Annotated in this window: 22 protein-coding genes; 16 read left to right on the forward strand and 6 right to left on the reverse strand. The window is 56.4% G+C overall.

The features are described 5' to 3' along the window. Positions 1-172: 172 nt before the first annotated feature. The 6 genes from NQ842_RS08480 to NQ842_RS08505 all read left to right on the forward strand — a co-directional run bounded on the left by NQ842_RS08480 (position 173) and on the right by NQ842_RS08505 (position 8,476). Entirely contained in the window at positions 173-1,519 is a 1,347-nt protein-coding gene (locus NQ842_RS08480) for a carbohydrate porin (protein WP_257256724.1), read from the forward strand. 166 nt (positions 1,520-1,685) lie between these two features. Beyond that, on the forward strand, positions 1,686-2,519 hold the full coding sequence (gene licT, locus NQ842_RS08485; protein ID WP_014832682.1) for a BglG family transcription antiterminator LicT: 834 nt from the start codon (positions 1,686-1,688) through the stop codon (positions 2,517-2,519). A 137-nt stretch (positions 2,520-2,656) separates the two neighbouring features. Beyond that, a complete protein-coding gene (bglF, locus tag NQ842_RS08490) occupies positions 2,657-4,510 on the forward strand; it encodes a PTS beta-glucoside transporter subunit IIABC (protein WP_257256725.1) in 1,854 nt (617 codons plus the stop codon). A 12-nt stretch (positions 4,511-4,522) separates the two neighbouring features. Further along, a complete protein-coding gene (locus tag NQ842_RS08495) occupies positions 4,523-5,920 on the forward strand; it encodes a glycoside hydrolase family 1 protein (RefSeq protein ID WP_046888325.1) in 1,398 nt (465 codons plus the stop codon). 322 nt (positions 5,921-6,242) lie between these two features. Continuing rightward, a complete protein-coding gene (gene mdtQ / locus NQ842_RS08500; protein WP_257256726.1) occupies positions 6,243-7,661 on the forward strand; it encodes a multidrug resistance outer membrane protein MdtQ in 1,419 nt (472 codons plus the stop codon). A 50-nt stretch (positions 7,662-7,711) separates the two neighbouring features. Beyond that, positions 7,712-8,476: an SDR family oxidoreductase gene (locus NQ842_RS08505; RefSeq protein ID WP_014832678.1), complete on the forward strand. Its 765-nt coding sequence runs from the start codon at positions 7,712-7,714 to the stop codon at positions 8,474-8,476. Between the two features lie 77 nt (positions 8,477-8,553). On the opposite strand, the gene NQ842_RS08510 is transcribed toward NQ842_RS08505, so the two are convergent. Then, positions 8,554-9,126 (reverse strand): DedA family protein, encoded by a 573-nt coding sequence (locus NQ842_RS08510; RefSeq protein WP_014832677.1) that lies wholly within the window; start codon positions 9,124-9,126, stop codon positions 8,554-8,556. Between the two features lie 157 nt (positions 9,127-9,283). On the opposite strand from NQ842_RS08510, the gene NQ842_RS08515 reads away from it, so the two are divergent. Further along, the gene (locus NQ842_RS08515) at positions 9,284-9,871 is read left to right on the forward strand and encodes a Yip1 family protein (protein WP_014832676.1); all 588 of its coding nucleotides are present in this window, start codon (positions 9,284-9,286) and stop codon (positions 9,869-9,871) included. 167 nt (positions 9,872-10,038) lie between these two features. Continuing rightward, positions 10,039-10,962: a D-alanyl-D-alanine endopeptidase gene (gene pbpG, locus NQ842_RS08520; protein WP_014832675.1), complete on the forward strand. Its 924-nt coding sequence runs from the start codon at positions 10,039-10,041 to the stop codon at positions 10,960-10,962. Between the two features lie 96 nt (positions 10,963-11,058). Here the strand turns inward: pbpG and NQ842_RS08525 are convergent, their stop codons facing one another. Both NQ842_RS08525 and dld read right to left on the reverse strand, forming a co-directional pair. Beyond that, positions 11,059-11,613 carry a GNAT family N-acetyltransferase gene (locus NQ842_RS08525; protein WP_014832674.1) on the reverse strand — a complete coding sequence of 185 codons (555 nt, stop codon included), beginning with the start codon at positions 11,611-11,613 and terminating at the stop codon, positions 11,059-11,061. Between the two features lie 111 nt (positions 11,614-11,724). Beyond that, positions 11,725-13,473 (reverse strand): D-lactate dehydrogenase, encoded by a 1,749-nt coding sequence (dld, locus tag NQ842_RS08530; protein WP_014832673.1) that lies wholly within the window; start codon positions 13,471-13,473, stop codon positions 11,725-11,727. A gap of 189 nt (positions 13,474-13,662) precedes the next feature. Here dld and bglX point away from each other — a divergent pair, with 189 nt between their 5' ends. The 5 genes from bglX (at position 13,663) to NQ842_RS08555 (ending at position 19,858) form a co-directional block, all read left to right on the forward strand. Further along, entirely contained in the window at positions 13,663-15,960 is a 2,298-nt protein-coding gene (bglX, locus tag NQ842_RS08535) for a beta-glucosidase BglX (RefSeq protein WP_257256727.1), read from the forward strand. A 146-nt stretch (positions 15,961-16,106) separates the two neighbouring features. Continuing rightward, positions 16,107-17,024 carry an ABC transporter substrate-binding protein gene (locus tag NQ842_RS08540; protein ID WP_050861297.1) on the forward strand — a complete coding sequence of 306 codons (918 nt, stop codon included), beginning with the start codon at positions 16,107-16,109 and terminating at the stop codon, positions 17,022-17,024. Positions 17,025-17,036: 12 nt separating this feature from the next. Further along, positions 17,037-18,194, forward strand: coding sequence for an ABC transporter permease (locus NQ842_RS08545; protein ID WP_014832670.1), 1,158 nt, complete (start codon positions 17,037-17,039; stop codon positions 18,192-18,194). Next, positions 18,187-19,137, forward strand: a complete 951-nt coding sequence (locus tag NQ842_RS08550; RefSeq protein ID WP_046888328.1) for an ABC transporter ATP-binding protein — start codon at positions 18,187-18,189, stop codon at positions 19,135-19,137. Before NQ842_RS08545 ends, NQ842_RS08550 begins: the two co-directional genes overlap by 8 nt. Further along, a complete protein-coding gene (locus tag NQ842_RS08555) occupies positions 19,121-19,858 on the forward strand; it encodes an ABC transporter permease (RefSeq protein ID WP_257256728.1) in 738 nt (245 codons plus the stop codon). Before NQ842_RS08550 ends, NQ842_RS08555 begins: the two co-directional genes overlap by 17 nt. Here NQ842_RS08555 and NQ842_RS08560 read toward each other — a convergent pair. Together NQ842_RS08560 and mlrA are read right to left on the reverse strand one after the other, a co-directional pair. Then, positions 19,833-19,946 carry a protein YohO gene (locus NQ842_RS08560; protein WP_010433613.1) on the reverse strand — a complete coding sequence of 38 codons (114 nt, stop codon included), beginning with the start codon at positions 19,944-19,946 and terminating at the stop codon, positions 19,833-19,835. The two genes, NQ842_RS08555 and NQ842_RS08560, sit on opposite strands and share 26 nt — an antisense overlap. 69 nt (positions 19,947-20,015) lie before the next feature. Then, the gene (mlrA, locus tag NQ842_RS08565) at positions 20,016-20,756 is read right to left on the reverse strand and encodes an HTH-type transcriptional regulator MlrA (RefSeq protein ID WP_050861298.1); all 741 of its coding nucleotides are present in this window, start codon (positions 20,754-20,756) and stop codon (positions 20,016-20,018) included. 218 nt (positions 20,757-20,974) lie between these two features. On the opposite strand from mlrA, the gene NQ842_RS08570 reads away from it, so the two are divergent. Genes NQ842_RS08570 through NQ842_RS08580 form a run of 3 tightly spaced genes read left to right on the forward strand, consistent with a single transcriptional unit; the run spans position 20,975 to position 23,891 of the window. Beyond that, complete coding sequence (locus NQ842_RS08570) at positions 20,975-22,660, forward strand: sensor histidine kinase (RefSeq protein ID WP_014832666.1); 1,686 nt, start codon at positions 20,975-20,977, stop codon at positions 22,658-22,660. Beyond that, positions 22,654-23,373 (forward strand): two-component system response regulator BtsR, encoded by a 720-nt coding sequence (gene btsR / locus NQ842_RS08575; RefSeq protein WP_014832665.1) that lies wholly within the window; start codon positions 22,654-22,656, stop codon positions 23,371-23,373. The genes NQ842_RS08570 and btsR overlap by 7 nt, the downstream gene beginning before the upstream one ends. A 47-nt stretch (positions 23,374-23,420) precedes the next feature. Further along, the gene (locus NQ842_RS08580; RefSeq protein WP_014832664.1) at positions 23,421-23,891 is read left to right on the forward strand and encodes a DUF1456 family protein; all 471 of its coding nucleotides are present in this window, start codon (positions 23,421-23,423) and stop codon (positions 23,889-23,891) included. 94 nt (positions 23,892-23,985) lie between these two features. On the opposite strand, the gene metG is transcribed toward NQ842_RS08580, so the two are convergent. Beyond that, positions 23,986-26,019 (reverse strand): methionine--tRNA ligase, encoded by a 2,034-nt coding sequence (metG, locus tag NQ842_RS08585; protein WP_014832663.1) that lies wholly within the window; start codon positions 26,017-26,019, stop codon positions 23,986-23,988. Positions 26,020-26,040 lie beyond the last annotated feature (21 nt).

Consider the following 26,040-nt stretch of genomic DNA (forward strand, 5'->3'; position numbering starts at 1 on the left):
CACAGCAGTTATCGCTGTGGAGTGCTTAGGTTTTTTTTTTGCCTGTCGTTTACGCAGGAGAGACATTTGGCTTAGCGCTTTTCACTGATTTTAAAAAATTAAATATCGACAGGAAATAGAAAATTTTCCTGCGGCTGGTTACGCACTAAATACTCAATCACGGGCTGCTATTATGGCAAATAAAAATAAATTCTACGCATTCGCCTTATTGACGTTATCCCCGCTGTCCATGGCGCAAGACTGGAACGGAACGGTATTAGGTTTTGAGGCGCCACCGGCTCCTGTTCTCGGTGAGATGCTCGGCGTGCGGAAGATCCTCAACGATAACGGCTTTACGTACAATCTTGGTTATTTAAACGAAATCGGCTGGAACGGTGGTGGTGGCTATAACCATGACTCCCACGTGGCCTATATCGATCAGTTTGCGCTGACCTTTAATCAGGATCTGGCGCGCTGGACCGGCATTCCCGATGCGCGTATTGAAGGGAATATCGTCAACCGCAACCACAATGACGATCTCACCACCAGACGCGTTCAGGATCCGCGCGTTAATTTTAACGATCTGACGCAGGAAAGCTGGGGCGGGCAGTCGATTACCCGTCTGGGCTGGCTGACCTTTGCCCGCAGCTTTGACGACCGACGTCTGACGTGGCGCATAGGGATGATGAACAAGGTGCAGACCTTCGATCAAATCATCCCCTGTGACTTCCAGCTGCTGTCGCAGTGCGGCGGCAAGTCAGCCAACTCATTAACCTGGAACAACTGGAACGTACACACCTGGGGCACGACGCTTGAGTATAAATTCACGCCGACACTTACCCTAAAAGGCGGCGTGATGGAGCAAAATCAGCAGGCCTCCAGCCGTAGCCACGCCTGGAGCTGGTCGACAAAGGGCAGCAAAGGTGTCTTGCTGCCGGTTGAAATCGAAGCGCGTCCGCTGATTAATGGTCTGCCGGGTGCGTATAACCTGGGGGTGGTGTTTACCAACGCGCCGCAAACCGATCTCTATCGCGGTAAATCCGGAGGGGCAGGCGCGACGGACCCGGCGGGATTTGCGCAACACAACCGGACCTGGTTTATGTACGCCGGCCTCAACCAGCAGCTTACGCAGCATCAGGACGATCCGAATCGCGGCTTAAGCACCTCTTTCAGCATGAGCCTTGCCGATCAGCGTACGAATTACATGCATCAGGTTTACGCCGCCTCGCTGCGCTATCGCGGGTTGTTTGATGCACGCCCGGAAGACTGGATTGGCTTTGGCGTAACCTGGATTGATATGAGCAGCCAGTACGCGCGCAACCAGCGTTACCTGAACAGCCTGAGCGGCGTTTCCGGCTATAACGATCCGGCCTGGCACCCGGTGCCGGGCCATTCCCTGAACGGCGAGTTTTACTACCGTTTTCGTCCAGTGCCATGGCTTGAGCTACAGCCGGGCATTCAGTACTGGCACCATCCCGGCGGGGTCAGCCGCACCCAGGATGCCTGGGTCACGGAGCTGAAAACGGTGGTGACCTTCTGATATCACCGGTGCAAGTTCGATCCGCATCACGTTTCTGACGCGTGACCCATTGAGGCTACGAATGAAACTGTTACAGTGCCAGAACTGGATTGTTACTGCTTAGGCAGGCAAAACCTGATTTTCTGGCATCTGCCGGAGGTCAGGTTTTTTTGTTTCTGGGGTTCCGATGAAAATCGCCAAAATACTTAATAACAATGTGGTGGTTGTTCAGGATGAACGCGGAGGTGAACAGGTGGTGATGGGGCGCGGGCTGGCTTTCCAGAAGCGCGTCGGTGATGACCTGGATACCGCGTTGATTGAAAAGGTGTTTGCGCTGCAAAGTGATGAGTTGGTGCGTCGGCTTGGAGAGTTGCTGAGCCAGATCCCGCTGGAAGTGATGACCACCTGTGACCGGATTATTGGGCTGGCGGCACAGCGGCTGGGAAAACTGCAGGACAGCTTGTATATCACACTCACGGACCACTGCTACTTTGCGATTGAACGCCAGAAAAAAGGGCTGGCCATCAAAAACGTGCTGCTGTGGGATATCAAGCGGTTATATCCGAAGGAGTTCGAATTAGGGCAGGAGGCGCGGGCCATTATCGCCAGACGCCTGAACGTCGAACTGGAGGAGGATGAGGCGGGGTTTATCGCACTGCATCTGGTGACCGCGCAGTTGAACAGCGAAATGCCGGACGTGATGCACGTGACGCGGGTGATGCAGGAGATCCTGCAACTGGTGAAGTATCAGCTGCAGCTTGAGTATGACGAAGAGTCGCTCAGCTATCAGCGTTTTGTCACCCACCTGAAGTTTTTTGCCCAGCGGATGCTTACCCGCACGGTGGTGGAAGATGATGATGTCACGCTGCATTCGGCGGTAAAGGACAACTATGCGAAAGCCTGGAAATGCGCCGAGAAAATCGCGCAGCATCTGAATAAAAGCTACCAGCGCGATCTGACAACCGAAGAAATTATGTTCCTCGCTATTCATATCGAGCGAGTGAGAAAAGAGGGGCGTTAAGCCTCAACACGGGATTGTTACTGCATAACGCAGGCAAAACCTGAGCGCGGACTTCGTAAGGAGGCCGTTCTCGGGTTTTTTTATTTTTTGAACTCAGTCAACAGATGCCTGCGGGCATCGGATGTAAGGAAATCGAGATGGAATACCAGGCTCTGGCGAAGGATATTCTCGGCCACGTTGGCGGAAAAGAGAACATAATCAGTCTTGTCCACTGTGCCACCCGGCTTCGCTTCAGGCTCAAAGAGAATCAACGGGCAGATGCGGAAGGGCTCAAGAAAAACCCGGGCGTGATCATGGTGGTGGAAAGCGGCGGCCAGTTTCAGGTGGTGATTGGTAACCACGTTCATGATGTCTGGCAGGCGGTGCGGAGCGAAGCAGGACTGACTGATGACGCGCCTGTTGTGGAAGACAAGGGGGAAAAGGGGAATCTGCTGGGTCGTCTGATCGACATCGTCTCCGGGATCTTTACCCCGTTTATCGGCATTCTTGCCGCGTCCGGTATTCTGAAAGGGCTGCTGGCGCTGGCGGTGGTGTGCGGCTGGCTTAGCACTGAGAGCGGTACCTATAAAATCTGGTTTGCCGCAAGCGACGCGCTGTTCTTCTTCTTCCCGCTGGTGCTGGGCTATACCGCCGGGAAAAAATTCGGCGGCAATCCGTTTATTACCATGGTGATTGGCGGGGCGCTCACTCATCCGGTGATGATTGCGGCGTTTAACGCCAGCCAGCAGCCTGGTGCGGTAGCGGAAGCCTTTCTCGGCATCCCTGTCACCTGGTTCAACTACAGCGCGTCGGTGATCCCGATCATCCTCGCCTCGTGGGTCAGCTGCTGGCTGGAAAAACAGAGCACCAGGCTGCTGCCTTCCTCGATGAAAAACTTCTTCGCGCCGCTGATCTGTCTGGGCGTGACCGTACCGCTGACTTTCCTCATCATTGGACCGCTGGCGACCTGGCTGAGCCAGATGCTGGCGAACGGCTATCAAAGCATTTACGTTCTGGCGCCGTGGCTGGCGGGGGCGGCGATGGGCGCGCTGTGGCAGGTCTGCGTTATTTTTGGTCTGCACTGGGGGCTGGTACCGCTGATGATTAACAACCTGGCGGTGCTGGGACATGACTCCATGCTGCCGATGCTGCTGCCCGCCGTGTTCGGGCAAGTCGGGGCGGCGCTGGGGATCTTCCTGCGAACCCGCGATGCCCGCCAGAAAATGCTGGCAGGTTCATCGGTGACGGCAGGCATTTTTGGTATCACCGAACCGGCGGTTTATGGCGTGAACCTGCCTCTGCGCCGTCCGTTTATCTTTGGCTGCGTGGCGGGGGCTATCGGCGGCGCGATTGTCGGCTTCAGCGATACCCACGTTTACTCCTTTGGCTTCGCCAATATCTTTACCATTGCACAGATGATCCCGCCTGGGGGCGTAAACGCCACGCTGTGGGGCGGTGTCATCGGTACCGTGGTGGCGCTGGTGATGAGCTGCGGCCTGACCCTGGTGGCCGGAATGCCCGGGCGTGCCACGCCGGAGGTTGCGCTTTCTGCCGGGGAAAACGATGTCTTATCCCCCATGACCGGTACCGTTCTGGCGCTTGACCAGGTGCCGGATACCACGTTTGCCAGCGGCCTGCTGGGCAGCGGTGCCGCCATTATTCCAACTGATAACAAAGTGGTTGCCCCGTTTGCCGGTGTGGTGGCCTCTTTGTTCCAGACCAAACACGCCATCGGCTTGCTCAGCGACAGCGGGATTGAAGTGTTGATCCATGTGGGTATCGACACCGTGAAGCTCGACGGCAGGCCGTTTACTGCCCATGTGAAGGTGGGCGACAGGGTTCAGCCTGGCGACCTGCTGCTGGAGTTTGATCGTCAGGCGATTATTGATGCCGGATATGACCTGGCGACCCCGATTATTATCAGTAACAGCGATGAGTATCGTGACGTGGTGACCGTGGCGGCGACGTCCGTCAATGCGGGTGCGCCGTTACTCAGCGTCAGCAAACAATAACAGGAGAACGTGATGAAAACTTTCCCGGACGATTTTTTATGGGGCGGCGCGGTTGCCGCGAATCAGGTAGAAGGCGCGTATCTGGAGGATGGAAAAGGACTGTCCACCTCAGACGTTCAGCCGCAGGGGGTCTTCGGCCCGGTAGTTGAGCGCGTGGCGGGTGACAGCGGCATCAAGGATATCGCCATCGACTTCTATCATCGCTATCCGGAAGACATCAGGTTGTTCGCGGAGATGGGCTTTAGCTGCCTGCGCGTCTCCATTGCCTGGACGCGTATTTTTCCCAACGGCGACGAACTTCAGCCTAACGAAGCGGGACTGGCGTTTTACGACAGATTGTTTGACGAGCTGGCTGCGCACAACATTACGCCGCTGGTGACGCTCTCACACTACGAAATGCCGTGGGGGCTGGTGAAGCAGTACGGCGGGTGGGGCAGCCGCCAGACTATTGGATTCTTTGAGCGCTATGCCCGTACCGTCTTTGCGCGCTACAAAGAGAAGGTGAAGCTGTGGCTGACCTTCAATGAGATCAATATGTCTCTGCACGCCCCGATGACGGGCGTCGGTCTGCCGGAAACCAGCAGCAAAGGGGAGGTGTATCAGGCGATCCACCATCAGCTGGTGGCCAGCGCGCTGGCGGTAAAAGCCTGTCACGAGATCGTGCCTGACGCCAGAATTGGCAACATGCTGCTGGGCGGACTGATGTATCCGCTGACCTGTAAGCCGGAAGATGTACTGGAAACGCTGCAGGAAAACCGCACCTGGCAGTTCTTTGGCGACGTACAGTGCCGTGGCGCCTACCCGGGGTATATGCAGCGCTTCTTCCGCGACAACGGGATTCAGCTTGAGGTCACGGATGCCGACCGCGAGGCGCTGAAATCCACCGTCGATTTTATCTCCTTCAGCTATTACATGACGGGCTGCGTCACCGCGGATGAAGCCCTCAACCAGCAGGCGCGTGGCAACATCCTGAGCATGGTGCCAAACCCGCATCTGGCAAGTTCCGAATGGGGCTGGCAAATTGACCCTGTCGGTCTGCGCACCCTGTTGAATGTGCTCTGGGACCGTTATCAGAAGCCGTTGTTTATTGTGGAAAATGGTCTGGGAGCAAAGGATAAACCGGACGCTGATGGTGTGGTGCAGGATGATTATCGCATCCGCTACCTTAACGACCATCTGGTACAGGTGCGCGAAGCCATTGAGGATGGGGTTGAGGTAATGGGATATACCAGCTGGGGGCCAATCGACCTGGTGAGTGCGTCTAAAGCTGAACTCTCCAAGCGCTATGGCTTTATTTACGTCGATCGCGATGACAGCGGAAATGGCACGCTGGCCCGCAGTCGTAAGAAAAGCTTCTATTGGTATAAAGAGGTAATTGCGACAAAAGGCGCATCGTTAAAAGCGGAATAAAGGGAATTTGCCCGGCGGTATGCCGGGCAAAGGAATCAGAAAATCATCTTGAATACACCGGTGACGACCAACAGTCCTATCAGAAATATAATTAAAATTACCCACAGTAATATTTTCATTCGCGTCTCCTGCGTCTGTATGTCAACAGTAAGTGTAGCAGGCAATTTATCATTAAGATGAATTCACTGATTTAATTCATTTCTGTGATGTATAATTTTCTGAATATAAAAGTGTATGACAATTTGCACATTGCCACGCATTACTAAAAAAACAAACAGCATCAAGCGTAATTTGCGCCTTTATTTTTTGCGTGAATGGCGTAATGAAACCTTTTCTTATTTTATCTCTGAGTGCTTCTTTTGCATTTTGTCTGGCCGGCTGTGCGCCGCAACATGCCACGGTATCCCCCCTCACTACCCGGCCGATCACGGCGTCGGTTAATACGGTTCTGCGTCATCAGGACTGGCCGAAAAATGAATGGTGGAAGGCGTATAACGATCCCCAGCTAAACAGACTGATTGCCAAAGCACTGGACGATGCACCGGATATGCAGATTGCCCGTCAGCGTATTACCCTTGCTGAAGCCCAGGCTAAAGCCACCCTGGCAGCCGACGGCCCGCAAATGGATTTTTCGGCTGACGCCGAACGTCAGAAAATGTCCGCCGAAGGGCTGATGGGGCCTTTTGCTCTTACCGATCCGGCGGCGGGAACCACCGGCCCCTGGTATACCAACGGTACATTCGGCCTGACTGCGGGCTGGGATCTTGATTTGTGGGGCAAAAATCGCGCCCGGGTGGAGGCCCGGATAGGCAAAGTGAATGCGCAAAAAGCGGAGCTTGAGCAGACCCTTCAACTGCTTGCCAGCAGCGTGGCGCGGCTCTACTGGGACTGGCAAACACAGGCCGCCGCAGGGGATATCCTCATGCAGATAAAATCCGAACAGGACAATATCATTGGTGCCGATCGCGAGCTGTATCAGCACGGCATCACCTCCTCTGTGGAAGGTGTCGAAACCGATATCAACGCCAGCAAAACCGAAGAGCAAATCGCCGAGGTTCACGGCAAAATGAAAGCCGTTGAGGCGCGTCTGAACGCGTTGACTAATACCTCCGCGCTGGTGCTCACACGGCATGCCTTACCGACGGTTGAGGCGTCGTTACCGTCGACGCTGGGGTATGAACTGCTGGCCCGACGGCCGGATCTGCAGGAGGCCCACTGGTATATCGAAGCGTCCATGAGCGAGGTCGATGCCGCCAGAGCGGCGTTTTATCCTGATGTGAATCTGATGGCGTTTTTACAGCAGGATGCCCTGCACCTGAGCGATCTGTTCCGTTCTTCAGCCCAGCAAATGGGCGTGACCGCCGGGCTGACCTTGCCCATTTTTGACAGCGGCAGGCTGAATGCACAGCTGGATATCGCCCAGGCGCAGAACAATCTCTCGGTGGCGAATTACAACAAGGCGGTGGTGGATGCCGTGAATCAGGTGGCACGTACGGCCAGCGAAGTGGAAATGCTGACGGCGAAAAATCAGCATCAGCAGCAGGTGGAAAAAGATGCCGCGCGTGTGGTGGCGCTGGCGCAGGCGCGTTTTAGCGCCGGGATTATTGCCGGATCCCGCGTCAGTGAAGCCAAAATCCCCGCGCTGAAAGAACATCTCGCCGGTCTGCTGCTGCAGGGCGAGTACATTGACGCCACGCTGCAGCTGACGTCCGCGCTCGGCGGTGGTTATCATCATGGCTAAAAAAGGACATTATCTATACTTACCTCTTTGCAGTTTTTCAGGAGGTGAGTATGACCAAAGTAGCGATTGTCACCGCATCGGACTCCGGGATTGGTAAAACCACGGCCCTGATGCTGGCTGAACGTGGGTTTGATATTGGTGTCACCTGGCATTCTGATGAACAAGGGGCGCGGGAGACCTGCCGCGAAGTAGAGGCGCAGGGACGGCGGGCTGAAGCTATCCAGCTTGATTTAAGCACCCTGCCGCAGGGGGCGCAGGCGATTGAAACGTTAATCGCCCGTTTTGGTCGCCTGGACGTGCTGGTTAACAACGCCGGCGCGATGACCAAAGCGCCCTTCCTGGATATGCCGTTTGATGAGTGGCGGAACATCTTTACTGTCGACGTGGACGGCGCGTTTCTCTGTTCGCAAATAGCCGCGCGTACCATGGTAAAGCAAGGGGAAGGGGGGCGAATTGTGAATATCACCTCGGTGCATGAACACACGCCGCTGCCGGAGGCCAGCGCCTATACCGCCGCAAAACACGCCCTGGGGGGATTAACCAAATCCATGGCGCTGGAGCTGGTGCAGCACAACATTCTGGTGAATGCTGTCGCGCCGGGGGCGATTGCCACCCCGATGAATGATATGGACGAGAGTGAAGTGAAGGAAGGCTCGATGCCAGCGATCCCGCTCGCCAGACCGGGGTACACCAAAGAGATCGCCAGTCTGGTGGCGTGGTTATGCGACAGCGACGCCAGCTACACCACCGGCCAGTCGTTTATCGTCGATGGTGGGTTTATGCTGGCGAATCCGCAGTTTAAACCGGCGGGTTAGCTTCCCCCTCACCCCGTGGGAGAGGGTGTTTTAAGTTCCCTCTCCCTGTGGGAGAGGGTGAGGGCAGCAGGCCGCACTCACTCCTCATCCTGCTTCTTCTCTCTGTGCCGCATCCACAGCCTGACCCCAATCACTGCCACAACCACCAGTATCAGCCACGCCCAGTGCTTCAGATGCTGGTCAAGGTTATGCAGCCACGGACCTATCACTTCTCCACCCACGTAACCGAGCGTGGTAAAAATCAGCGCCCAGGCGAATGCACCAATCACGTTCAGCGGCAGGAAAATTTTCGGCGGCAGGCGGCTGGCGCCAATCAATATCGGCCCGATGATCCGAAAGCCATACATAAAACGGGTGCCAATAACAAACAGGTAAGGATGACGCTGAATGAGCCGTTGCGCCCGGTTAATCTTCTTTTTGTGTTTAGCGAAACGCTTAAGCAGCGTCGGCCCAAAGCGCATCCCCAGAAAGTAGAGCAGCTGATCGCCAATCATCCCGCCCAGGGCAACCGCGGCAACGACCAGCGGGAATTTGAGTAATCCCTGATGCGCGGCGACGCCGCCTAACAGCGTGATGGTTTCACCTTCCGCCACGCTCCCGACAACCAGCGCTGCGTATCCGTATTGTTCAATAAGTCCGTTGATATCCATTACGTAAACATCATCTCCCTCAGCATGCCTCGCTTAATCATATACCCCTTGTCTCAACCGCGGGGCAATCAACGGAAATTTCCCACTGTACATAAAATAATCTAAAGCCTGCATTATACTTAAGGTATCGATGACGGGCCGACAACAAGGGGGCGCTATGAACCATGTCTGGGGACTTTTTTCCCATCCCGATCGTGAAATGCATGTCATCAAAAGTGAGAACGAAACGGTCTCGCATCATTACACGCACCACGTGCTGCTGATGGCAGCGGTGCCGGTGATATGCGCGTTTATCGGTACAACACAAATCGGCTGGAACTTTGGTGATGGTACCGTGGTTCAGCTTTCCTGGTTTACCGGGCTTTATCTGGCCATTCTCTTTTATGGTCTGATGCTGGCGGGTGTCGCCATCATGGGACGTGTCATTCACTGGATGGCGCGTAACTATCCGCAACGTCCTTCACTGGCACACTGTATGGTCTTTGCCGGATATGTCGCGACCCCGCTGTTCTTAAGCGGTATTGTTGCGCTCTATCCACTGGTCTGGTTGTGCGCGCTGATCGGTACTATTGCGCTCTTTTACACGGGTTATCTGCTGTATCTGGGCGTACCCACCTTCCTGAATATCAATAAAGAAGAGGGCCTGAGCTTCTCCAGTTCAACGCTCGCCATCGGCGTGCTGGTGCTGGAGGCGTTACTGGCGCTGACGGTGATTCTTTGGGGTTATGGATACCGTCTCTTCTGAGTTCACTGCATTGCTGGCGTAAATGCCAGCAATGCAGCATCTGTTCACGATTATCCGCTGGCGACAATGCACGGTGACCGCTATGATGCCGGAGCCAGCCTGTGTTTCTCCGTCGACACAGGCGGTGTACGTCATAACGTGCGTGAATAATTATCAGAAGTCTCACCATGCTGAAATTCCGAGTTTCTTTACTTAGCCTGGCACTGTTGCTGGGGGCGTCTGCTGGCGTGCCAGCTCTCGCCAAAACGCCCGCGGTGACCACCGCTGCTGCCCAACCGCAAATCGCTTCCGGCAGCGCGATGATTGTTGATCTCAACACCAATAAGGTGATCTACGCCAGCCATCCGGATCTGGTGCGCCCGATTGCCTCGATAACCAAATTAATGACCGCGATGGTGGTGCTGGATGCACATCTGCCGCTGGATGAAAAACTGAAAGTGGACATCAGCCACACGCCGGAGATGAAAGGGGTTTACTCCCGCGTGCGTCTGAACAGTGAAATCAGCCGTAAAAACATGCTGCTGCTGGCGCTGATGTCGTCTGAAAACCGCGCGGCAGCGAGCCTCGCCCACCACTATCCGGGTGGCTATGACGCTTTTGTTCGCGCGATGAATGCCAAAGCCAAAGCGCTGGGTATGAATAATACCCATTATGTTGAGCCGACAGGTCTGTCGATTCACAACGTCTCCACGGCGCGCGATCTGACGAAACTGCTGATTGCCAGTAAACAGTACCCGCTGATTGGGCAACTCAGCACCACGCGTGAAGAGATGGCCACCTTTGCGAATCCGGCCTATACGCTGCCGTTTCGCAACACCAACCACCTGGTGTACCGCGAGAACTGGAATATTCAGTTAACCAAAACCGGCTTTACTAACGCGGCGGGTCACTGTCTGGTGATGCGTACCGTGTTCAACGGTAAACCGGTGGCGCTGGTGGTGATGGATGCCTTCGGCAAATATACTCACTTCGCCGATGCCAGCCGACTGCGCACCTGGATTGAAACAGGGAAAGTGCAGCCGGTTCCGGCTGCGGCGCTGACGTATAAAAAGCAGAAAGCCGAGCAGATGGCGACGGCGCAGAACGATTAGGTAAAAGCAAAACGGTAACTATGTTACCGTTTTTTTCTGTTTTCTCCCTCTCCCTGTGGGAGAGGGCCGGGGTGACGGCACCAGACCGCACTGGGCCTATTCCGGCAGCGTCCAGTCTCCGTCGTTGAGCGGGCGCTGCATAATCACCGTATCCCGCCAGTCGCCTTTTTTGTAACCCACGCTACGCAACTGACCCACGACTTCAAAACCGTGCTTTTTATGCAGTCGCAATGAGCCGGCGTTATTATTGCCATCACCCACAACGGCAATCATCTGCCGCCAGGGGCCTTGCTCGCAGCGTTCAATCAGCGCGCCCATTAATGCGCTGCCAAAACCGCGTCCTGTGGTGCTGGCATCCACGTAAATAGATTCTTCCAGCGTGTAGCGATATGCGTGTCGTGGACGGTAGGGGGTGGCATAGCAATAGCCCACCACAATGCCGCGATACAGCGCCACCAGCCAGGGCAAACCGTTATCGGTGACGTTTTTCAAACGCTTACGCATTTCATCAACGGTGGGGGGAATTTCCTCAAACGACGCGCGTCCGTGAAGTACATGCCATGCGTAAATAGCCGAAATGGCATGCACATCGTCGGGAAGGGCATCGCGCACTTCCACTTCGGTTACGGATAAGATATCAACAGCCGACATGATGTGCCTGCTCCTCGTCAAAGATTGCCGGAGAAACGTTTCTCCGGCGAGTGCAGGTACTCTAGTACGATTGAGCTGTGCTTAACAATCTCTTAAATATGGCTGTATGAATTAATCAGACGCTTGCGTTATGGACTGCTCCGCGTTCACGCTCTCCTTCCAGTATTTATTCCGCGTTGTTTTACCAATGCCGGGATTCATACTGTTTGTAGGGTCATTCTCGCGATAAAACTGCTTAAGTGTATCGGGGGCTTTGTAAAGATGCCCGACGTTGTGTTCCGCAGGATATTGTGCGCCACGTTCGCGAAGAAGGGCGAGCATCTCCTCTTTCAACGCGTGCGCGTCGACCCCTTTTTTAACGATGTAATCCTGGTGGAAGACGTAGCACATAAAGTGGCCGTAATAGAGCTTATGCACCAGCTTGCTGTCGATTTCCGGCGGTAGATGTTCAAACCACTCGGTATCGTTGCGTCGCAGCGCAATATCCAGCGCCAGAATATCCTCTACCTCTTCTGAGTGTACGGCCTGATAACGGATGGCGGCACCCGCAGCGGCAAAACGGTGCAGGAAGGCTTTGCTTCCCTCCTCAGGCGTACAGGCGAAGAAATCCCCCTCGGCGGTTTTAAAGAATTCGCTCAGCCAGGTCTGCGCTTCGGCGATCCCGTCTCCGGCCATTTTCAGCAGCAGGTGATGTTCATACTTATCGCGCCAGGTTTTCATGCGCTCCGGCAGGTGGGCGGGGAAGACATTCCCCAGCTTCTGCATAAAGCGGTCGGTGAAGTGCGGTTTAAACAGCGACACCTTCTCCAGCATCGCGTCGGTGCGGCCTTTCATGGTGAAGAAGAACGGCATTTTATCGGTGCCGAGCTTGTCGATCATCAGGAACGTATCTTTGCCGTAGCGTTCGGCGATGTCGTAGATATCCCGGTGCATATACTCGCCCGCCACCGGCAGGTGCGTGAATTCGCCCAGAATATGACGACGGATTTCGGTCAGCACGTCAGGCTGATTGGTGCCGATGTAAAACACCTGCTGCTTTTTCTCGGCCGGGAAGGTGTCGAGCCGGACCGCGAAAACGGCCAGTTTGCCCGCGCAGCCGGAGGATTCAAACAGGCGGTCCGGGTCGGCGTTATAACGCGCCGGGGTATCCGCGTCGATATCGCGCACGCGGGTGACGTAATCGTGGTCGTGGGCATGACGGCCATCGTGCTGCACGTCTTCATCTTTCACGCGATCGTCGTCGAGCTTGCTCAGGATCTGCTCCGGGGTAACGCCCAGATCGATTCCCAGATGGTTAACCAGCGTCAGCTTGCCGTTTTCATCAATACGGGCATACAGCGACATTTCGGTATAAGCGGGTCCGCGCTGCACCAGCGAGCCGCCGGAGTTATTGCAGATCCCACCAATGACGGAGGCGCCAATACAGGATGAACCAATCACCGAATGCGGTTCGCGCCCCAGAGGTTTAAGCGCTTTTTCCAGCGAGTAGAGCGTGGTGCCGGGGAAGGCCAGCACCTGCTCGCCTTTATCCAGCAGGTGGAGTTTGTCGAGACGCAGGGTGCTGATGATGACGATATCACGGTCGTAATCGTTGCCGTTCGGCGTCGAGCCTTCGGTCAGGCCGGTGTTAGCCGCCTGCATTAAAATAATCTTGTCGGCGGCGACGCAGGCGCTCAGGACGCGCCACAGCTCCAGCAGCGTGCCGGGAAAAACCACCGCCAGCGCATCGCCCTGTCCGGAACGAAAGCCCTTACGGTAGCGGGCAGTTTTGGCCGGGTCGGTAAGCAGGTGAGAGTGACCAACCAGGCGCGACAGTTCGTGAATAAAAGTCGTGTTATCGGCAGTTCGAACAGAAGACATCTTCCACTCCTTGTGGTGGGGCAAATTTCTCGCTGTAAAGCATAGCGCGATTAGCCGTTTAGAGGGCGCGTATTTGCGAGAAAAATCAGAGAATAACCCTGCAACGTTCTGAGGGTTTGTGGCACACTGCGCTTTTCGCACGCCCTGGCCGAGATCTTCCGGCGGAAATTGATGAGAGAGTAAAACGACATGAAATGGCTATGTTCTGTAGGTGTCGCCGTCAGCCTGGCACTGCAACCTGCGCTGGCAGATGAACTGTTTGGCAATCACCCGCTTACGCCTGAAGCACGGGACGCGTTTGTCACGGAATTGCTCAAGAAAATGACGGTCGATGAGAAGATCGGCCAGCTGCGTCTTATCAGCGTCGGCCCGGATAACCCGAAAGAGGCGATCCGCGAGATGATTAAAGAGAGCCAGGTGGGGGCGATTTTTAACACCGTAACCCGTCAGGATATCCGCAAAATGCAGGATCAGGTGATGGAACTTAGCCGCCTGAAAATTCCGCTGTTTTTCGCCTATGACGTGGTACACGGACAGCGTACCGTATTCCCTATCAGCCTCGGTCTGGCCTCCTCCTTTAACCTCGACGCGGTGAAAACCGTCGGGCGTGTCTCGGCATATGAAGCCGCCGACGACGGCCTGAACATGACCTGGGCTCCGATGGTTGATGTCTCCCGCGATCCGCGCTGGGGCCGCGCGTCAGAGGGCTTTGGTGAAGATACTTATTTGACCGCCACGATGGGGAAAACCATGGTGGAAGCGATGCAGGGTAAAAGCCCGGCGGATCGCTATTCGGTCATGACCAGCGTCAAGCACTTCGCGGCCTATGGTGCAGTGGAAGGCGGTAAAGAGTACAACACCGTCGACATGAGCCCGCAGCGCCTGTTTAACGACTATATGCCGCCGTACAAAGCAGGCCTGGATGCCGGTAGCGGCGCGGTGATGGTCGCCCTGAACTCGCTCAACGGCACGCCAGCCACGTCGGATTCCTGGCTGCTGAAAGACGTGCTGCGTGACCAGTGGGGCTTCAAGGGCATCACCGTCTCTGACCACGGCGCCATTAAAGAACTCATCAAACACGGCACGGCGTCGGACCCGGAAGATGCGGTGCGCGTGGCGCTCAAATCCGGCATCAACATGAGCATGAGTGACGAGTATTACAGCAAGTACCTGCCGGGGCTGGTGAAGAGCGGCAAGGTGACGATGGCGGAGCTGGACGATGCCACGCGTCACGTGCTGAACGTGAAATATGACATGGGGCTGTTTAACGATCCTTACAGCCACCTGGGCCCGAAAGAGTCTGACCCGGCAGACACCAACGCCGAAAGCCGTCTGCACCGTAAAGAGGCCCGTGAAGTGGCGCGTGAAAGCCTGGTGCTGCTGAAAAACCGACTCGACACGCTGCCGCTGAAAAAATCCGGCACCATTGCGGTGGTTGGCCCGCTGGCAGACAGCAAGCGCGACGTGATGGGTAGCTGGTCTGCGGCGGGTGTGGCCGATCAGTCCGTGACGGTGCTGACCGGTATTAAGAGTGCGGTCGGTGAAAACGCGAAGGTGATCTATGCCAAAGGGGCGAACGTCACTGATGATAAAGATATCGTGACTTTCCTCAATCAGTATGAAGAGGCGGTGAAGGTCGATCCGCGCACGCCAAAAGAGATGATTGACGAAGCGGTAAACGCCGCGAAACAGTCTGATGTGGTGGTTGCGGTGGTGGGTGAAGCGCAGGGGATGGCACACGAAGCCTCCAGCCGTACCGATATCACGATCCCGCAAAGCCAGCGTGATCTGATCGCCGCCCTGAAAGCCACTGGCAAGCCGCTGGTGCTGGTACTGATGAACGGCCGTCCGCTGGCGCTGGTGAAAGAAGAGCAGCAGGCTGACGCCATTCTGGAAACCTGGTTCGCCGGTACGGAAGGGGGGAACGCCATCGCCGATGTGTTGTTTGGTGATTACAACCCGTCGGGCAAACTGCCGATGTCCTTCCCACGCTCTGTCGGGCAGATCCCGGTGTACTACAGCCACCTGAATACCGGTCGTCCGTATAACGCTGATAAGCCAAACAAGTACACCTCCCGTTACTTCGATGAAGCGAACGGTCCGCTGTATCCGTTTGGGTACGGTCTGAGCTATACCACCTTTAAGGTCTCTGACGTGAAAATGTCAGCCCCGCGCCTGAAGCGTGACGGTAAAGTGACTGCCAGCGTTGAGGTGACGAACACCGGCAAACGTGAAGGTGCGACGGTACTTCAGATGTACGTTCAGGATGTGACTGCCTCCATGAGCCGTCCGGTGAAACAGCTGCGTGGCTTTGAGAAGGTCAATCTCAAACCTGGCGAAACCAAAACCATCAGCTTCCCGATCGACGTGGATGCCCTGAAGTTCTGGAACCAGCAGATGAAATACGATGCGGAACCGGGCAAGTTCAATGTGTTTATTGGTTTGGATTCCGCTCGCGTCAATAAAGGCGAGTTCGAGCTGCTGTAACCTTTCCTTCCTTTGCATCCCCCGTTCATCGGGGGATGCGTCTTACCTTATGCTAAAAAGGCATTTTGCCGGGTAAATCCGCCGTTTTAAGCTACGCTTTTCTCTCAAGCCTCTGAAAAAGGCGACAAAAAAATGAGGATAGTGGAATGACGATTAAAACGGGGATGATGGTTTCTGCGGCGTTGCTCGCGGCGCTAAGCCTGCCGCTACAGGCGGCAGAACCGGTAAAAGTGGGCTCGAAGATCGATACCGAGGGTGCGCTGCTCGGTAATATCATTTTGCAGGTACTGGAAAGCCACGGCGTGAAAACCGTCAATAAAGTCCAGCTGGGCACCACGCCAGTGGTACGCGGCGCCATCACCTCCGGCGAGCTGGATATCTACCCGGAATATACCGGCAACGGGGCATTCTTCTTCAAAGATGAAAACGATCCGGCATGGAAAAACGCCAAAGCCGGGTATGAAAAAGTCAAAAAACTCGATGCAGAACAGAACAAGCTGGTCTGGCTGACCCCGGCTCCGGCCAACAACACCTGGACCATCGCGGTGCGTAAAGACGTGGCGGAGAAAGGCAAAATGACCTCGCTGGCGGATCTCAGCCGCTATCTGAAAGAGAAGGGCGACTTTAAGCTTGCGGCCTCCGCGGAGTTTATCGAGCGTCCGGACGCGCTGCCTGCTTTCGAAAAAGCCTACGACTTCAAGCTCGACCAGGCACAGCTGCTCTCGCTCGCGGGCGGTGACACCGCAGTGACCATCAAGGCGGCGGCGCAGCAGACCTCTGGCGTCAATGCGGCGATGGCCTACGGTACGGACGGCCCGGTCGCGGCGCTTGGCCTGCAAACCTTAACCGATCCGAAAGGCGTTCAGCCTATTTATGCCCCAACGCCCGTGGTGCGTCAGGCGGTGCTGAAAGCCTACCCGGATATCGCTGAATGGCTCAAACCGGTCTTTGAAAAACTGGATGAGAAAACGCTGCAACAGCTCAACGCCAGCATTGCCGTAGAGGGACTGGATGCCAAAAAAGTGGCCGCCGACTTCCTGAAACAACAAGGGCTTGTGAAGTAACAGGACAGGGCTGTGCCAATAAAATGTCATAACCGCGTACTGCTGCTGTTGGCCTGTGTGGCCATGGCGGCGGTCGCGCTACCGTTTGTCAATGTGGCGCCTAACCGCCTGATGTCGGGGGAAGGGCGCGCACTCTGGCAGGTCTGGCCGTTTACGCCGCTGCTGCTGGTTGTAGCGCTGGGTGCACTGGTTGTGCTCTCGCTCAGCCGTGGGCGGGTTGCACAATGGCTGACGCTACTCCTCAGTGAAGGCCTCTTCATCACCTTGTTCTGGAGTGCCGGGCTTGCCGCCACGCACATGACCTCGGCGGAAAGTCCACTGGCGCGAACCACCGTGGGCAGTGGACTGTGGCTGTGGCTGGCGCTGTGTCTGCTGGCCTGCAGCGATGCGATCCGCCGCCTGATCCCGTCGTCTGCCTGGCGCTGGGTGCTCAATGCCCAGATCTGGTGTGTTCCGTTGCTGCTGCTGTTCAGCGGTGAGCTGAATAATCTCTCGCTGTTAAAAGAGTACGCCAACCGTCAGGAGGTGTTTGATGATGCACTGGCGCAACACCTGACGATCCTCTTCGGCACGCTGTTCCCGGCGTTACTGCTGGGGGTACCGCTGGGCATGTGGTGTTACCGTCATCCTTCCCGCCAGGGCGGGGTTTTTGCCGTGCTCAACGTGATCCAGACCATTCCTTCCGTGGCTCTGTTTGGCCTGCTGATTGCGCCGCTTGCGGGACTGGTGAAGTCATTTCCGGCCTTAGCCGCAGTCGGTATCGCCGGAACCGGATTAACCCCCGCGCTGATTGCCCTGGTGCTGTACGCGCTGCTGCCGCTGGTCCGCGGCGTGGTGGCGGGCTTAAGCCAGGTCGCGCCGGATGTGCTGGAGAGCGCCCATGCAATGGGGATGAGCCGGCGCCAGTGCTTCTGGCAGATCCAGCTCCCGCTGGCCTTGCCCCTGCTGCTGCGTAGCCTGCGGGTGGTGGCGGTCCAGACCGTCGGGATGGCGGTGATCGCCGCGCTGATTGGCGCTGGTGGCTTTGGTGCGCTGGTGTTCCAGGGGCTGCTGAGTAGCGCGCTGGATCTGGTGTTACTGGGCGTGGTGCCCACGATTGCACTGGCGGTCGTCATCGATGCGCTGTTTGCCTTATGGCTCGCGTTGCTCGGGAGAAGAGCCAATGATTGAATTTCACGATGTCAGTAAAACGTTTGCCGGCCGTCCGGCGGCAAGCCACCTGAACCTGAATTTTGCCGAGGGGGCGTTTTCGGTACTGATTGGCACCTCGGGTTCGGGGAAATCCACCACCCTGAAGATGATCAACCGCCTGGTGGAGCACGACAGCGGTGTAATACGTTTTGCCGGGGAAGAGATCCGCAGCCTGCCGGTGCTGGAGTTGCGTCGTCGCATGGGCTACGCCATCCAGTCCATCGGCCTGTTTCCCCACTGGTCGGTCGCGCAGAACATTGCCACCGTGCTGCAGCTGGAAAAATGGTCGCGGGCAAAGACTGACGCACGAGTGGACGAGCTTATGTCGCTGCTGGGGTTAGAGCCCGGGCTGCGTGACCGCTACCCGCATCAGCTTTCGGGCGGACAACAGCAGCGTGTGGGGGTGGCGCGCGCGCTGGCGGCCAATCCGCAGGTGCTGCTGATGGATGAGCCTTTTGGCGCGCTGGATCCGGTCACACGCGGGGCGCTGCAGACTGAGATGACCCGCATTCACCGGATCCTTGGCCGAACGATCGTCCTCGTGACGCACGATATTGATGAGGCGCTGAGGCTGGCCGACCATCTGGTGTTGATGGATCACGGCGAAGTGATCCAGCAGGGCACGCCACTTGACCTGTTGACCCATCCGAAGAACGATTTTGTGCGCGAGTTTTTTGGCCGCAGCGAACTGGGCGTCAGGCTGCTCTCCCTGCGAACCGTCAGCGATTATATGCGTCGACAGGATGTGGCGATAAGCGGTGAACCGTTACAGGAACAGATGAGCCTGCGGGACGCGCTATCCGCCTTTGTGGCGCGCCAGTGCGAGGTCTTGCCGGTGACGGATGCCGCAGGCGCACCGTGCGGCACCCTGCATTTTCGCGATCTGCTGGCCGGGGAGGTGACGCGTGAAGGTCATGCGTGATCCGCTCCTCTGGCTGACAGGGCTTTTTGTTGCCTTGCTGTTTCTGATGCCGCACAGCGCGGCGCTGTTCAGCTCACTCTTTCCCGGCCTGCCGCGACCGGTCTATCAGCAGGAGAGTTTTGTCAATCTTGCCCTTGCGCACCTGTGGCTGGTGGCGCTCTCCAGCGCGATTGCCGTGGTGCTGGGCGTGGGCGCCGGGATTGCGGTAACACGGCCCTGGGGGAGAGAGTTTCGCCCGCTGGTGGAGACAATTGCGGCTATCGGGCAGACATTTCCGCCGGTGGCGGTCCTGGCGATTGCGGTGCCGGTGATCGGGTTTGGTCAGCAACCGGCCATCATTGCGCTGATTCTTTACGGCGTGCTGCCTGTTCTTCAGGGGACGCTGGCGGGCATTGCGTCGGTACCGGCATCGGTACTGAGCGTGGCCGAAGGGATGGGCATGAGCAACGGTCAGCGACTGTGCAAGGTTGAACTGCCGCTTGCGGCACCGGTGATTATCGCGGGGATCCGTACGTCGGTGATTATTAACATCGGCACGGCGACCATCGCGTCTACGGTGGGGGCCAATACGCTGGGAACGCCGATCATCATCGGCTTAAGCGGGTTTAATACGGCCTATATAATCCAGGGGGCGGTACTGGTCGCGCTGGCGGCCATCGTCGTCGATCGCCTGTTTGAGCGGCTGGCTCAATTCCTCAGCCGACACCGCCACGAACAATAAATGAGTACCCGGCCAGCATCACGCCGCCGATGCCGCTGACGGCCATCAGTACAAAAAGGGTAATTACGGCCAGTTTGGTTGCCTTCATCATCTGCTCCTGTTGTTAACGGAACAATTATACGGTGAAGCGCAGCTGTTAATGAACCATTAAATGCCGTTACGGCTCGTCGGGACTGAGGGCGTAAACTGGATAACCGTGTTCCCGCCATTCCGTCAGCAACTGTTGCTGCGAGGCGGAGGGCACTTCGCCGCACCAGACCAGCAGGGTCTGGCCGTCGAAAAATTCGGGCCGCAGCTGGGCAAGCGAATGCGCCAGAACATCCACACGCCAGCCCTGTTGGGTGGCGATCCAGGCTTCCAGCCACAGCCGCGTGGTGTCGTGCACGTTCCAGCCGACAACCAGCGCGTCTTTTCCGCCTTTGTTTCTCGCCGAGGCAAGACAAACGGCGATGTAGTTGATAAGAACGCCGTCGAGCATACTCAGCAGCGCCTGCAGGGTGGAGTGCTGACATTGCAGCCGTCGACGAAGCGGGATGAAAAGATGGCTGATTAGCGTTTGCGCCGGATAATCGCGGCCTTGCTCTTTTATCCACGCGCGCAGGCGCTGGAGGTTACCCGCCTGCAGGAGCCGCAGCAGGGTTTCCTGTTGTTCGCGCCAGAGGTGTTGTGTGTCGGGATCGTCATGACTGAGCAGCGACTTAACCTTGCCCACCTGTACACCGTTGTCGATCCAGCTTTTGATTTCGCGGATCCGGTCGATATCGGCATCGTTGAAAAGACGGTGACCACCGTCCGTTCGCTGCGGTTTGAGTAAACCATACCGTCTCTGCCATGCCCGTAGCGTGACGGGATTGATGTCACAAAGGAGTGCCACTTCACCGATCGTGTAAAGCGCCATAATCGCCCCCTGGCTAACGCGTCCCCAGCTTAACTGTAGACCCAGTTTGTCGAACCAGGAAGAATTGCTCTTTTTTTGTACAAATAATGCGAAGCATGCGTTATGTTCGGCAAAAGATGTGATGGCGGACACGATTTACCGCTTTTTTGGACTGCTTCAAAGAAACTTCGGCGCCTTCAGTGTATGTTACGCGTTTTCAGAAGGTGCGGTTCCTGAGTATGTACGAGTTTAATCTGGTGCTGCTGTTGCTTCAGCAGATGTGCGTGTTTCTTGTCATCGCCTGGTTGATGAGTAAAACGCGTCTGTTCATCCCGCTGATGCAAGTGACCGTCCGTCTGCCGCACAAACTCCTCTGCTATGTAACCTTCTCCATTTTCTGCATTATGGGGACCTACTTTGGCCTCCATATTGAAGACTCGATCGCCAACACCCGCGCGATTGGCGCGGTGATGGGGGGGCTGCTCGGTGGCCCCGTGGTCGGCGGACTCGTCGGGCTGACCGGCGGCCTGCACCGTTATTCCATGGGCGGCATGACGGCGCTCAGTTGCATGATCTCCACCATCGTGGAGGGGTTGCTTGGTGGCCTGGTGCACAGCTACATGATTAAACGTGGCCGCCCGGATAAAGTCTTCAGCCCGCTTACTGCGGGCGCGATCACCTTTGTGGCCGAAATGGCGCAGATGGCGATCATCCTCCTTATCGCCCGACCGTTTGAGGATGCGCTGCATCTGGTGAACAGTATTGCCGCCCCGATGATGGTCACCAACACCGTGGGCGCGGCGCTGTTTATGCGCATTCTGCTCGACAAACGCGCCATGTTTGAGAAATACACCTCGGCGTTCTCTGCGACAGCACTGAAGGTCGCCGCCTCAACTGAAGGGATCCTGCGCCAGGGCTTTAACGAAGAAAACAGCATGAAGGTGGCGCAGGTGCTCTATCAGGAGCTGGACATCGGTGCCGTTGCGATTACCGATCGTGAAAAGCTGCTGGCCTTTACCGGTACCGGCGACGATCACCACCTTCCCGGCAGACCGATTTCGTCCGCGTATACGCTTCGTGCGATAGAGACCGGTGAGGTAGTCTATGCCGACGGAAACGAGGTGCCCTACCGCTGTTCGCTGCACCCGCAGTGTAAGCTTGGCTCTACGCTGGTCATCCCGCTGCGGGGTGAAAACCAGCGAGTGATGGGGACCATTAAGCTCTATGAAGCCAGGAACCGCTTGTTCAGTTCAATCAACCGAACGCTGGGGGAGGGGATTGCGCAGCTGCTCTCCGCGCAAATCCTGGCGGGGCAATATGAACGGCAAAAAGCCCTGTTAACGCAGTCGGAAATTAAGCTCCTGCACGCTCAGGTGAACCCGCATTTCCTGTTTAATGCCCTCAACACCCTGAAAGCGGTGATCCGCCGCGACAGCGATCAGGCCGCGCAGCTGGTGCAGTTCCTGTCGACGTTTTTCCGCAAGAACCTGAAACGGCCGTCTGAAATTGTCACCCTGGCCGATGAGATTGAACATGTAAACGCCTATTTGCAGATTGAGCAGGCGCGCTTCCAGTCACGTCTGCAAGTGTCGCTATCCGTGCCGGATGAACTGGCGTATCAGCATCTTCCGGCCTTTACCCTGCAGCCGATTGTGGAAAATGCCATTAAGCACGGGACATCGCAGCTTCTGGGGAATGGGGAGATCACCATTTCTGCCAGCCGGTTTAATCATCATCTGGTGCTGAATATTGAAGACAATGCCGGGCTTTACGTCCCGTCCGCGTCAGGCGGGCTGGGGATGAGCCTGGTGGATAAACGTCTGCGCGCTCACTTTGGTGATGGATGTGGCATTACCGTGGCCTGTGAGCCGGACCGATTTACCCGTATTACGTTACGATTGCCGCTGGAGGAGACCGCATGTTAAGAGTGCTGATAGTCGATGATGAACCGTTGGCACGGGAAAACCTGCGCGTGCTGTTGCAGGAGCAGAGTGACATTGAGATTGTGGGAGAGTGCGCCAACGCCATTGAGGCCATTGGCGCGGTACATAAACTGCGCCCGGACGTGCTGTTCCTCGACATTCAGATGCCCCGTATCAGCGGGCTGGAGATGGTCGGCATGCTTGATCCGGAGCATCGCCCGTATATCGTGTTTCTGACGGCGTTTGACGAATATGCCGTGAAAGCCTTTGAAGAACACGCGTTCGATTACCTGCTGAAGCCGATTGAAGAGAAGCGGCTCGAAAAGACCCTGACGCGTTTACGCCAGGAGCGTACGGTACAGGACGTCACGCTGCTGCCGGAAAACCAGCAGCCGCTGAAGTTTATCCCGTGTACCGGGCATAGCCGGATTTACCTGCTGCAGATGGATGATGTGGCTTTCGTCAGCAGTCGCCTGAGCGGGGTGTTTGTCACCAGCGCCGAGGGCAATGAAGGCTTTACCGAGCTGACGCTGCGCACCCTGGAGAGCCGCACGCCGCTTGTCCGCTGCCATCGGCAGTATCTGGTTAACATGGCGCATCTGAAAGAAATCCGTCTGGAAGATAACGGCCAGGCAGAGCTGGTGCTGCGGGCCGGTCAAACGGTACCCGTCAGTCGTCGCTACCTGAAAAGTTTGAAAGAGGCGATTGGCCTGTAAAACTGGTACACTGCGCGCCATTGCATCATCGACAGTTAAAGGCACTCATGCTTAGTAATGATATTCTTCGTAGCCTGCGCTACACCCTGAAAGCAAACAACAACGACATGGTGCGCATTCTTGCGCTGTCTGCCATGGAATCCACCTCTGCCGGTTTCGACACCTGGATGACCAAAGAGGACGAAGAGGGGTTTGTTCGCTGCCCGGACATTATCTTGTCTGGCTTCCTGAACGGCCTGATCTACGATAAGCGTGGCAAAGATGATTCTGCACCTGAACTGGCGCTGGAGCGTCGGGTGGACAACAACACGGTGCTGAAAAAGCTGCGTATCGCGTTCTCGCTGAAAACGGACGATATTGTGGCGATCATGACCGAGCAAAAATACCGCGTATCCGTGCCGGAAGTGACCGCCATGATGCGTGCGCCGGGCCATAAAAATTACCGCGAGTGCGGCGACCAGTTTATGCGTAATTTCCTGCGCGGGTTGACCCATCGGGTGCATAACACGAAGGCGTGATTGCGGAATGGGGGCGGCCTGATGCCCTCATCCCAGCCCTCTCCCTGTGGGAGAGGGAGAACAAAAAAGCCGGAGATAATCTCCGGCTTTTTTGTTATTTCACCTGCTGACCTGGCTTCGCGCCTTCGTCAGGGCTTAACAGGAAGATATCTTTCCCGCCAGGGCCTGCGGCCATCACCATCCCCTCAGAGATGCCGAAGCGCATTTTACGCGGTGCCAGGTTCGCGACCATGACGGTCTGACGGCCAATCAATACCTGCGGATCAGGATAGGCAGAACGGATGCCGGAGAAGACGTTACGCTTCTCACCGCCCAGATCCAGCGTCAGGCGCAGCAGCTTGTCAGAGCCTTCCACGAATTCTGCGTTCTCAATCAGCGCCACGCGCAGGTCGATTTTGGCAAAATCATCAAAGGTGATGGTCTCCTGAATCGGATCGTCAGCCAGCGGGCCGGTCACCGGTGCTGCGGCCGCTTTCACCTCTTCTTTCGAGGCTTCCACCAGGGCTTCAACCTGTTTCATCTCAATGCGGTTGTAGAGCGCCTTAAAGGTGTTGACCTTGTGGCCGAGCAGTGGTTGCTGAATGGCATCCCAGCTCAGTTCGGTATTGAGGAACGCTTCTGCACGGGCTGCCAGTTGCGGCAGAACTGGCTTCAGATACGTCATCAGCACGCGGAACAGGTTAATGCCCATGGAGCAGATCGCCTGCAGATCGGCATCGCGGCCTTCCTGCTTCGCGACCACCCACGGCGCCTGCTCGTCCACATAACGGTTAGCCAGGTCTGCCAGCGCCATGATTTCACGCACCGCTTTACCGAACTCGCGGGTTTCCCACGCGTCGCCAATGGTAGCCGCCGCATCGGTGAAGGTTTTGTACAGCGCAGGGTCAGCCAGTTCGGCCGCCATCACGCCGTCAAAACGCTTGGCGATAAAGCCCGCGTTACGGGAGGCCAGGTTAACCACCTTGTTAACAATGTCCGCGTTCACGCGCTGCACGAAATCTTCCAGGTTCAGGTCGATGTCGTCGATGCGGGAAGAGAGCTTCGCCGTGTAGTAGTAACGCAGGCTGTCCGCGTCGAAGTGGTTCAGCCAGGTGCTGGCTTTAATGAACGTACCGCGAGATTTGGACATCTTCGCGCCGTTCACCGTCACGTAGCCGTGAACAAACAGGTTGGTCGGCTTGCGGAAGTTGCTGCCTTCCAGCATTGCTGGCCAGAACAGGCTGTGGAAATAGACGATGTCTTTACCGATGAAGTGATACAGCTCGGCGGTGGAATCTTTTTTCCAGTACTCGTCGAAGCTGACGGTGTCGCCACGCTTGTCACACAGGTTCTTGAAGGAGCCCATGTAGCCGATTGGCGCGTCCAGCCAGACGTAGAAATATTTGCCCGGTGCATTCGGGATTTCGAAACCGAAGTAGGGCGCATCACGGGAGATGTCCCACTGCTGCAGGCCGGATTCGAACCACTCCTGCATTTTGTTCGCCACCTGCTCCTGCAGCGCGCCGCTGCGGGTCCACGCCTGCAGCATCTCGCTAAAGGAGGGCAGATCGAAGAAGAAGTGCTCGGAATCACGCATCACAGGCGTGGCGCCGGAGACCACCGATTTCGGGTCGATCAGCTCAGTCGGGCTGTAGGTTGCGCCGCACACTTCGCAGTTATCGCCGTACTGATCCGGTGATTTACATTTCGGGCAGGTGCCTTTGACGAAACGGTCCGGCAGGAACATGCCTTTTTCCGGATCGTACAGCTGAGAGATAGTGCGGTTTTTAATAAAACCATTCTCTTTCAGACGGGTGTAGATGAGCTCAGACAGCTCCCGGTTCTCTTCGCTGTGCGTGGAGTGGTAGTTGTCATAGCTGATGTCAAAGCCAGCAAAATCGGTCTGATGCTCCTGACTCATTTCGGCAATCATCTGCTCAGGGGAAACACCCAGCTGCTGGGCTTTCAGCATGATCGGCGTGCCGTGGGCATCGTCCGCGCAGATGAAGTTAACCTCGTGGCCGCGCATTCGCTGGTAACGGACCCAGACATCAGCCTGGATATGCTCCAGCATGTGGCCGAGGTGGATTGAGCCGTTGGCGTACGGCAGTGCGCACGTTACCAGAATTTTCTTCGCGACTTGAGTCATAGTAGGCATTACTTCTTTTAA

Source organism: Enterobacter cloacae complex sp. R_G8 (genome assembly GCF_024599795.1).
Taxonomy (GTDB): Bacteria; Pseudomonadota; Gammaproteobacteria; order Enterobacterales; family Enterobacteriaceae; genus Enterobacter; species Enterobacter dissolvens.

Excerpts from the sequence above, each read along its gene's own strand:
- NQ842_RS08480 (WP_257256724.1), top strand. The coding sequence starts at position 173 with ATGGCAAATAAAAATAAATTCTACGCATTCGCCTTATTGACGTTATCC.
- licT (WP_014832682.1), top strand. The coding sequence starts at position 1,686 with ATGAAAATCGCCAAAATACTTAATAACAATGTGGTGGTTGTTCAGGAT.
- bglF (WP_257256725.1), top strand. The coding sequence starts at position 2,657 with ATGGAATACCAGGCTCTGGCGAAGGATATTCTCGGCCACGTTGGCGGA.
- NQ842_RS08495 (WP_046888325.1), top strand. The coding sequence starts at position 4,523 with ATGAAAACTTTCCCGGACGATTTTTTATGGGGCGGCGCGGTTGCCGCG.
- mdtQ (WP_257256726.1), top strand. The coding sequence starts at position 6,243 with ATGAAACCTTTTCTTATTTTATCTCTGAGTGCTTCTTTTGCATTTTGT.
- NQ842_RS08505 (WP_014832678.1), top strand. The coding sequence starts at position 7,712 with ATGACCAAAGTAGCGATTGTCACCGCATCGGACTCCGGGATTGGTAAA.
- NQ842_RS08510 (WP_014832677.1), bottom strand. The coding sequence starts at position 9,126 with ATGGATATCAACGGACTTATTGAACAATACGGATACGCAGCGCTGGTT.
- NQ842_RS08515 (WP_014832676.1), top strand. The coding sequence starts at position 9,284 with ATGAACCATGTCTGGGGACTTTTTTCCCATCCCGATCGTGAAATGCAT.
- pbpG (WP_014832675.1), top strand. The coding sequence starts at position 10,039 with ATGCTGAAATTCCGAGTTTCTTTACTTAGCCTGGCACTGTTGCTGGGG.
- NQ842_RS08525 (WP_014832674.1), bottom strand. The coding sequence starts at position 11,613 with ATGTCGGCTGTTGATATCTTATCCGTAACCGAAGTGGAAGTGCGCGAT.
- dld (WP_014832673.1), bottom strand. The coding sequence starts at position 13,473 with ATGTCTTCTGTTCGAACTGCCGATAACACGACTTTTATTCACGAACTG.
- bglX (WP_257256727.1), top strand. The coding sequence starts at position 13,663 with ATGAAATGGCTATGTTCTGTAGGTGTCGCCGTCAGCCTGGCACTGCAA.
- NQ842_RS08540 (WP_050861297.1), top strand. The coding sequence starts at position 16,107 with ATGACGATTAAAACGGGGATGATGGTTTCTGCGGCGTTGCTCGCGGCG.
- NQ842_RS08550 (WP_046888328.1), top strand. The coding sequence starts at position 18,187 with ATGATTGAATTTCACGATGTCAGTAAAACGTTTGCCGGCCGTCCGGCG.
- NQ842_RS08560 (WP_010433613.1), bottom strand. The coding sequence starts at position 19,946 with ATGAAGGCAACCAAACTGGCCGTAATTACCCTTTTTGTACTGATGGCC.
- mlrA (WP_050861298.1), bottom strand. The coding sequence starts at position 20,756 with ATGGCGCTTTACACGATCGGTGAAGTGGCACTCCTTTGTGACATCAAT.
- NQ842_RS08570 (WP_014832666.1), top strand. The coding sequence starts at position 20,975 with ATGTACGAGTTTAATCTGGTGCTGCTGTTGCTTCAGCAGATGTGCGTG.
- btsR (WP_014832665.1), top strand. The coding sequence starts at position 22,654 with ATGTTAAGAGTGCTGATAGTCGATGATGAACCGTTGGCACGGGAAAAC.
- NQ842_RS08580 (WP_014832664.1), top strand. The coding sequence starts at position 23,421 with ATGCTTAGTAATGATATTCTTCGTAGCCTGCGCTACACCCTGAAAGCA.
- metG (WP_014832663.1), bottom strand. The coding sequence starts at position 26,019 with ATGACTCAAGTCGCGAAGAAAATTCTGGTAACGTGCGCACTGCCGTAC.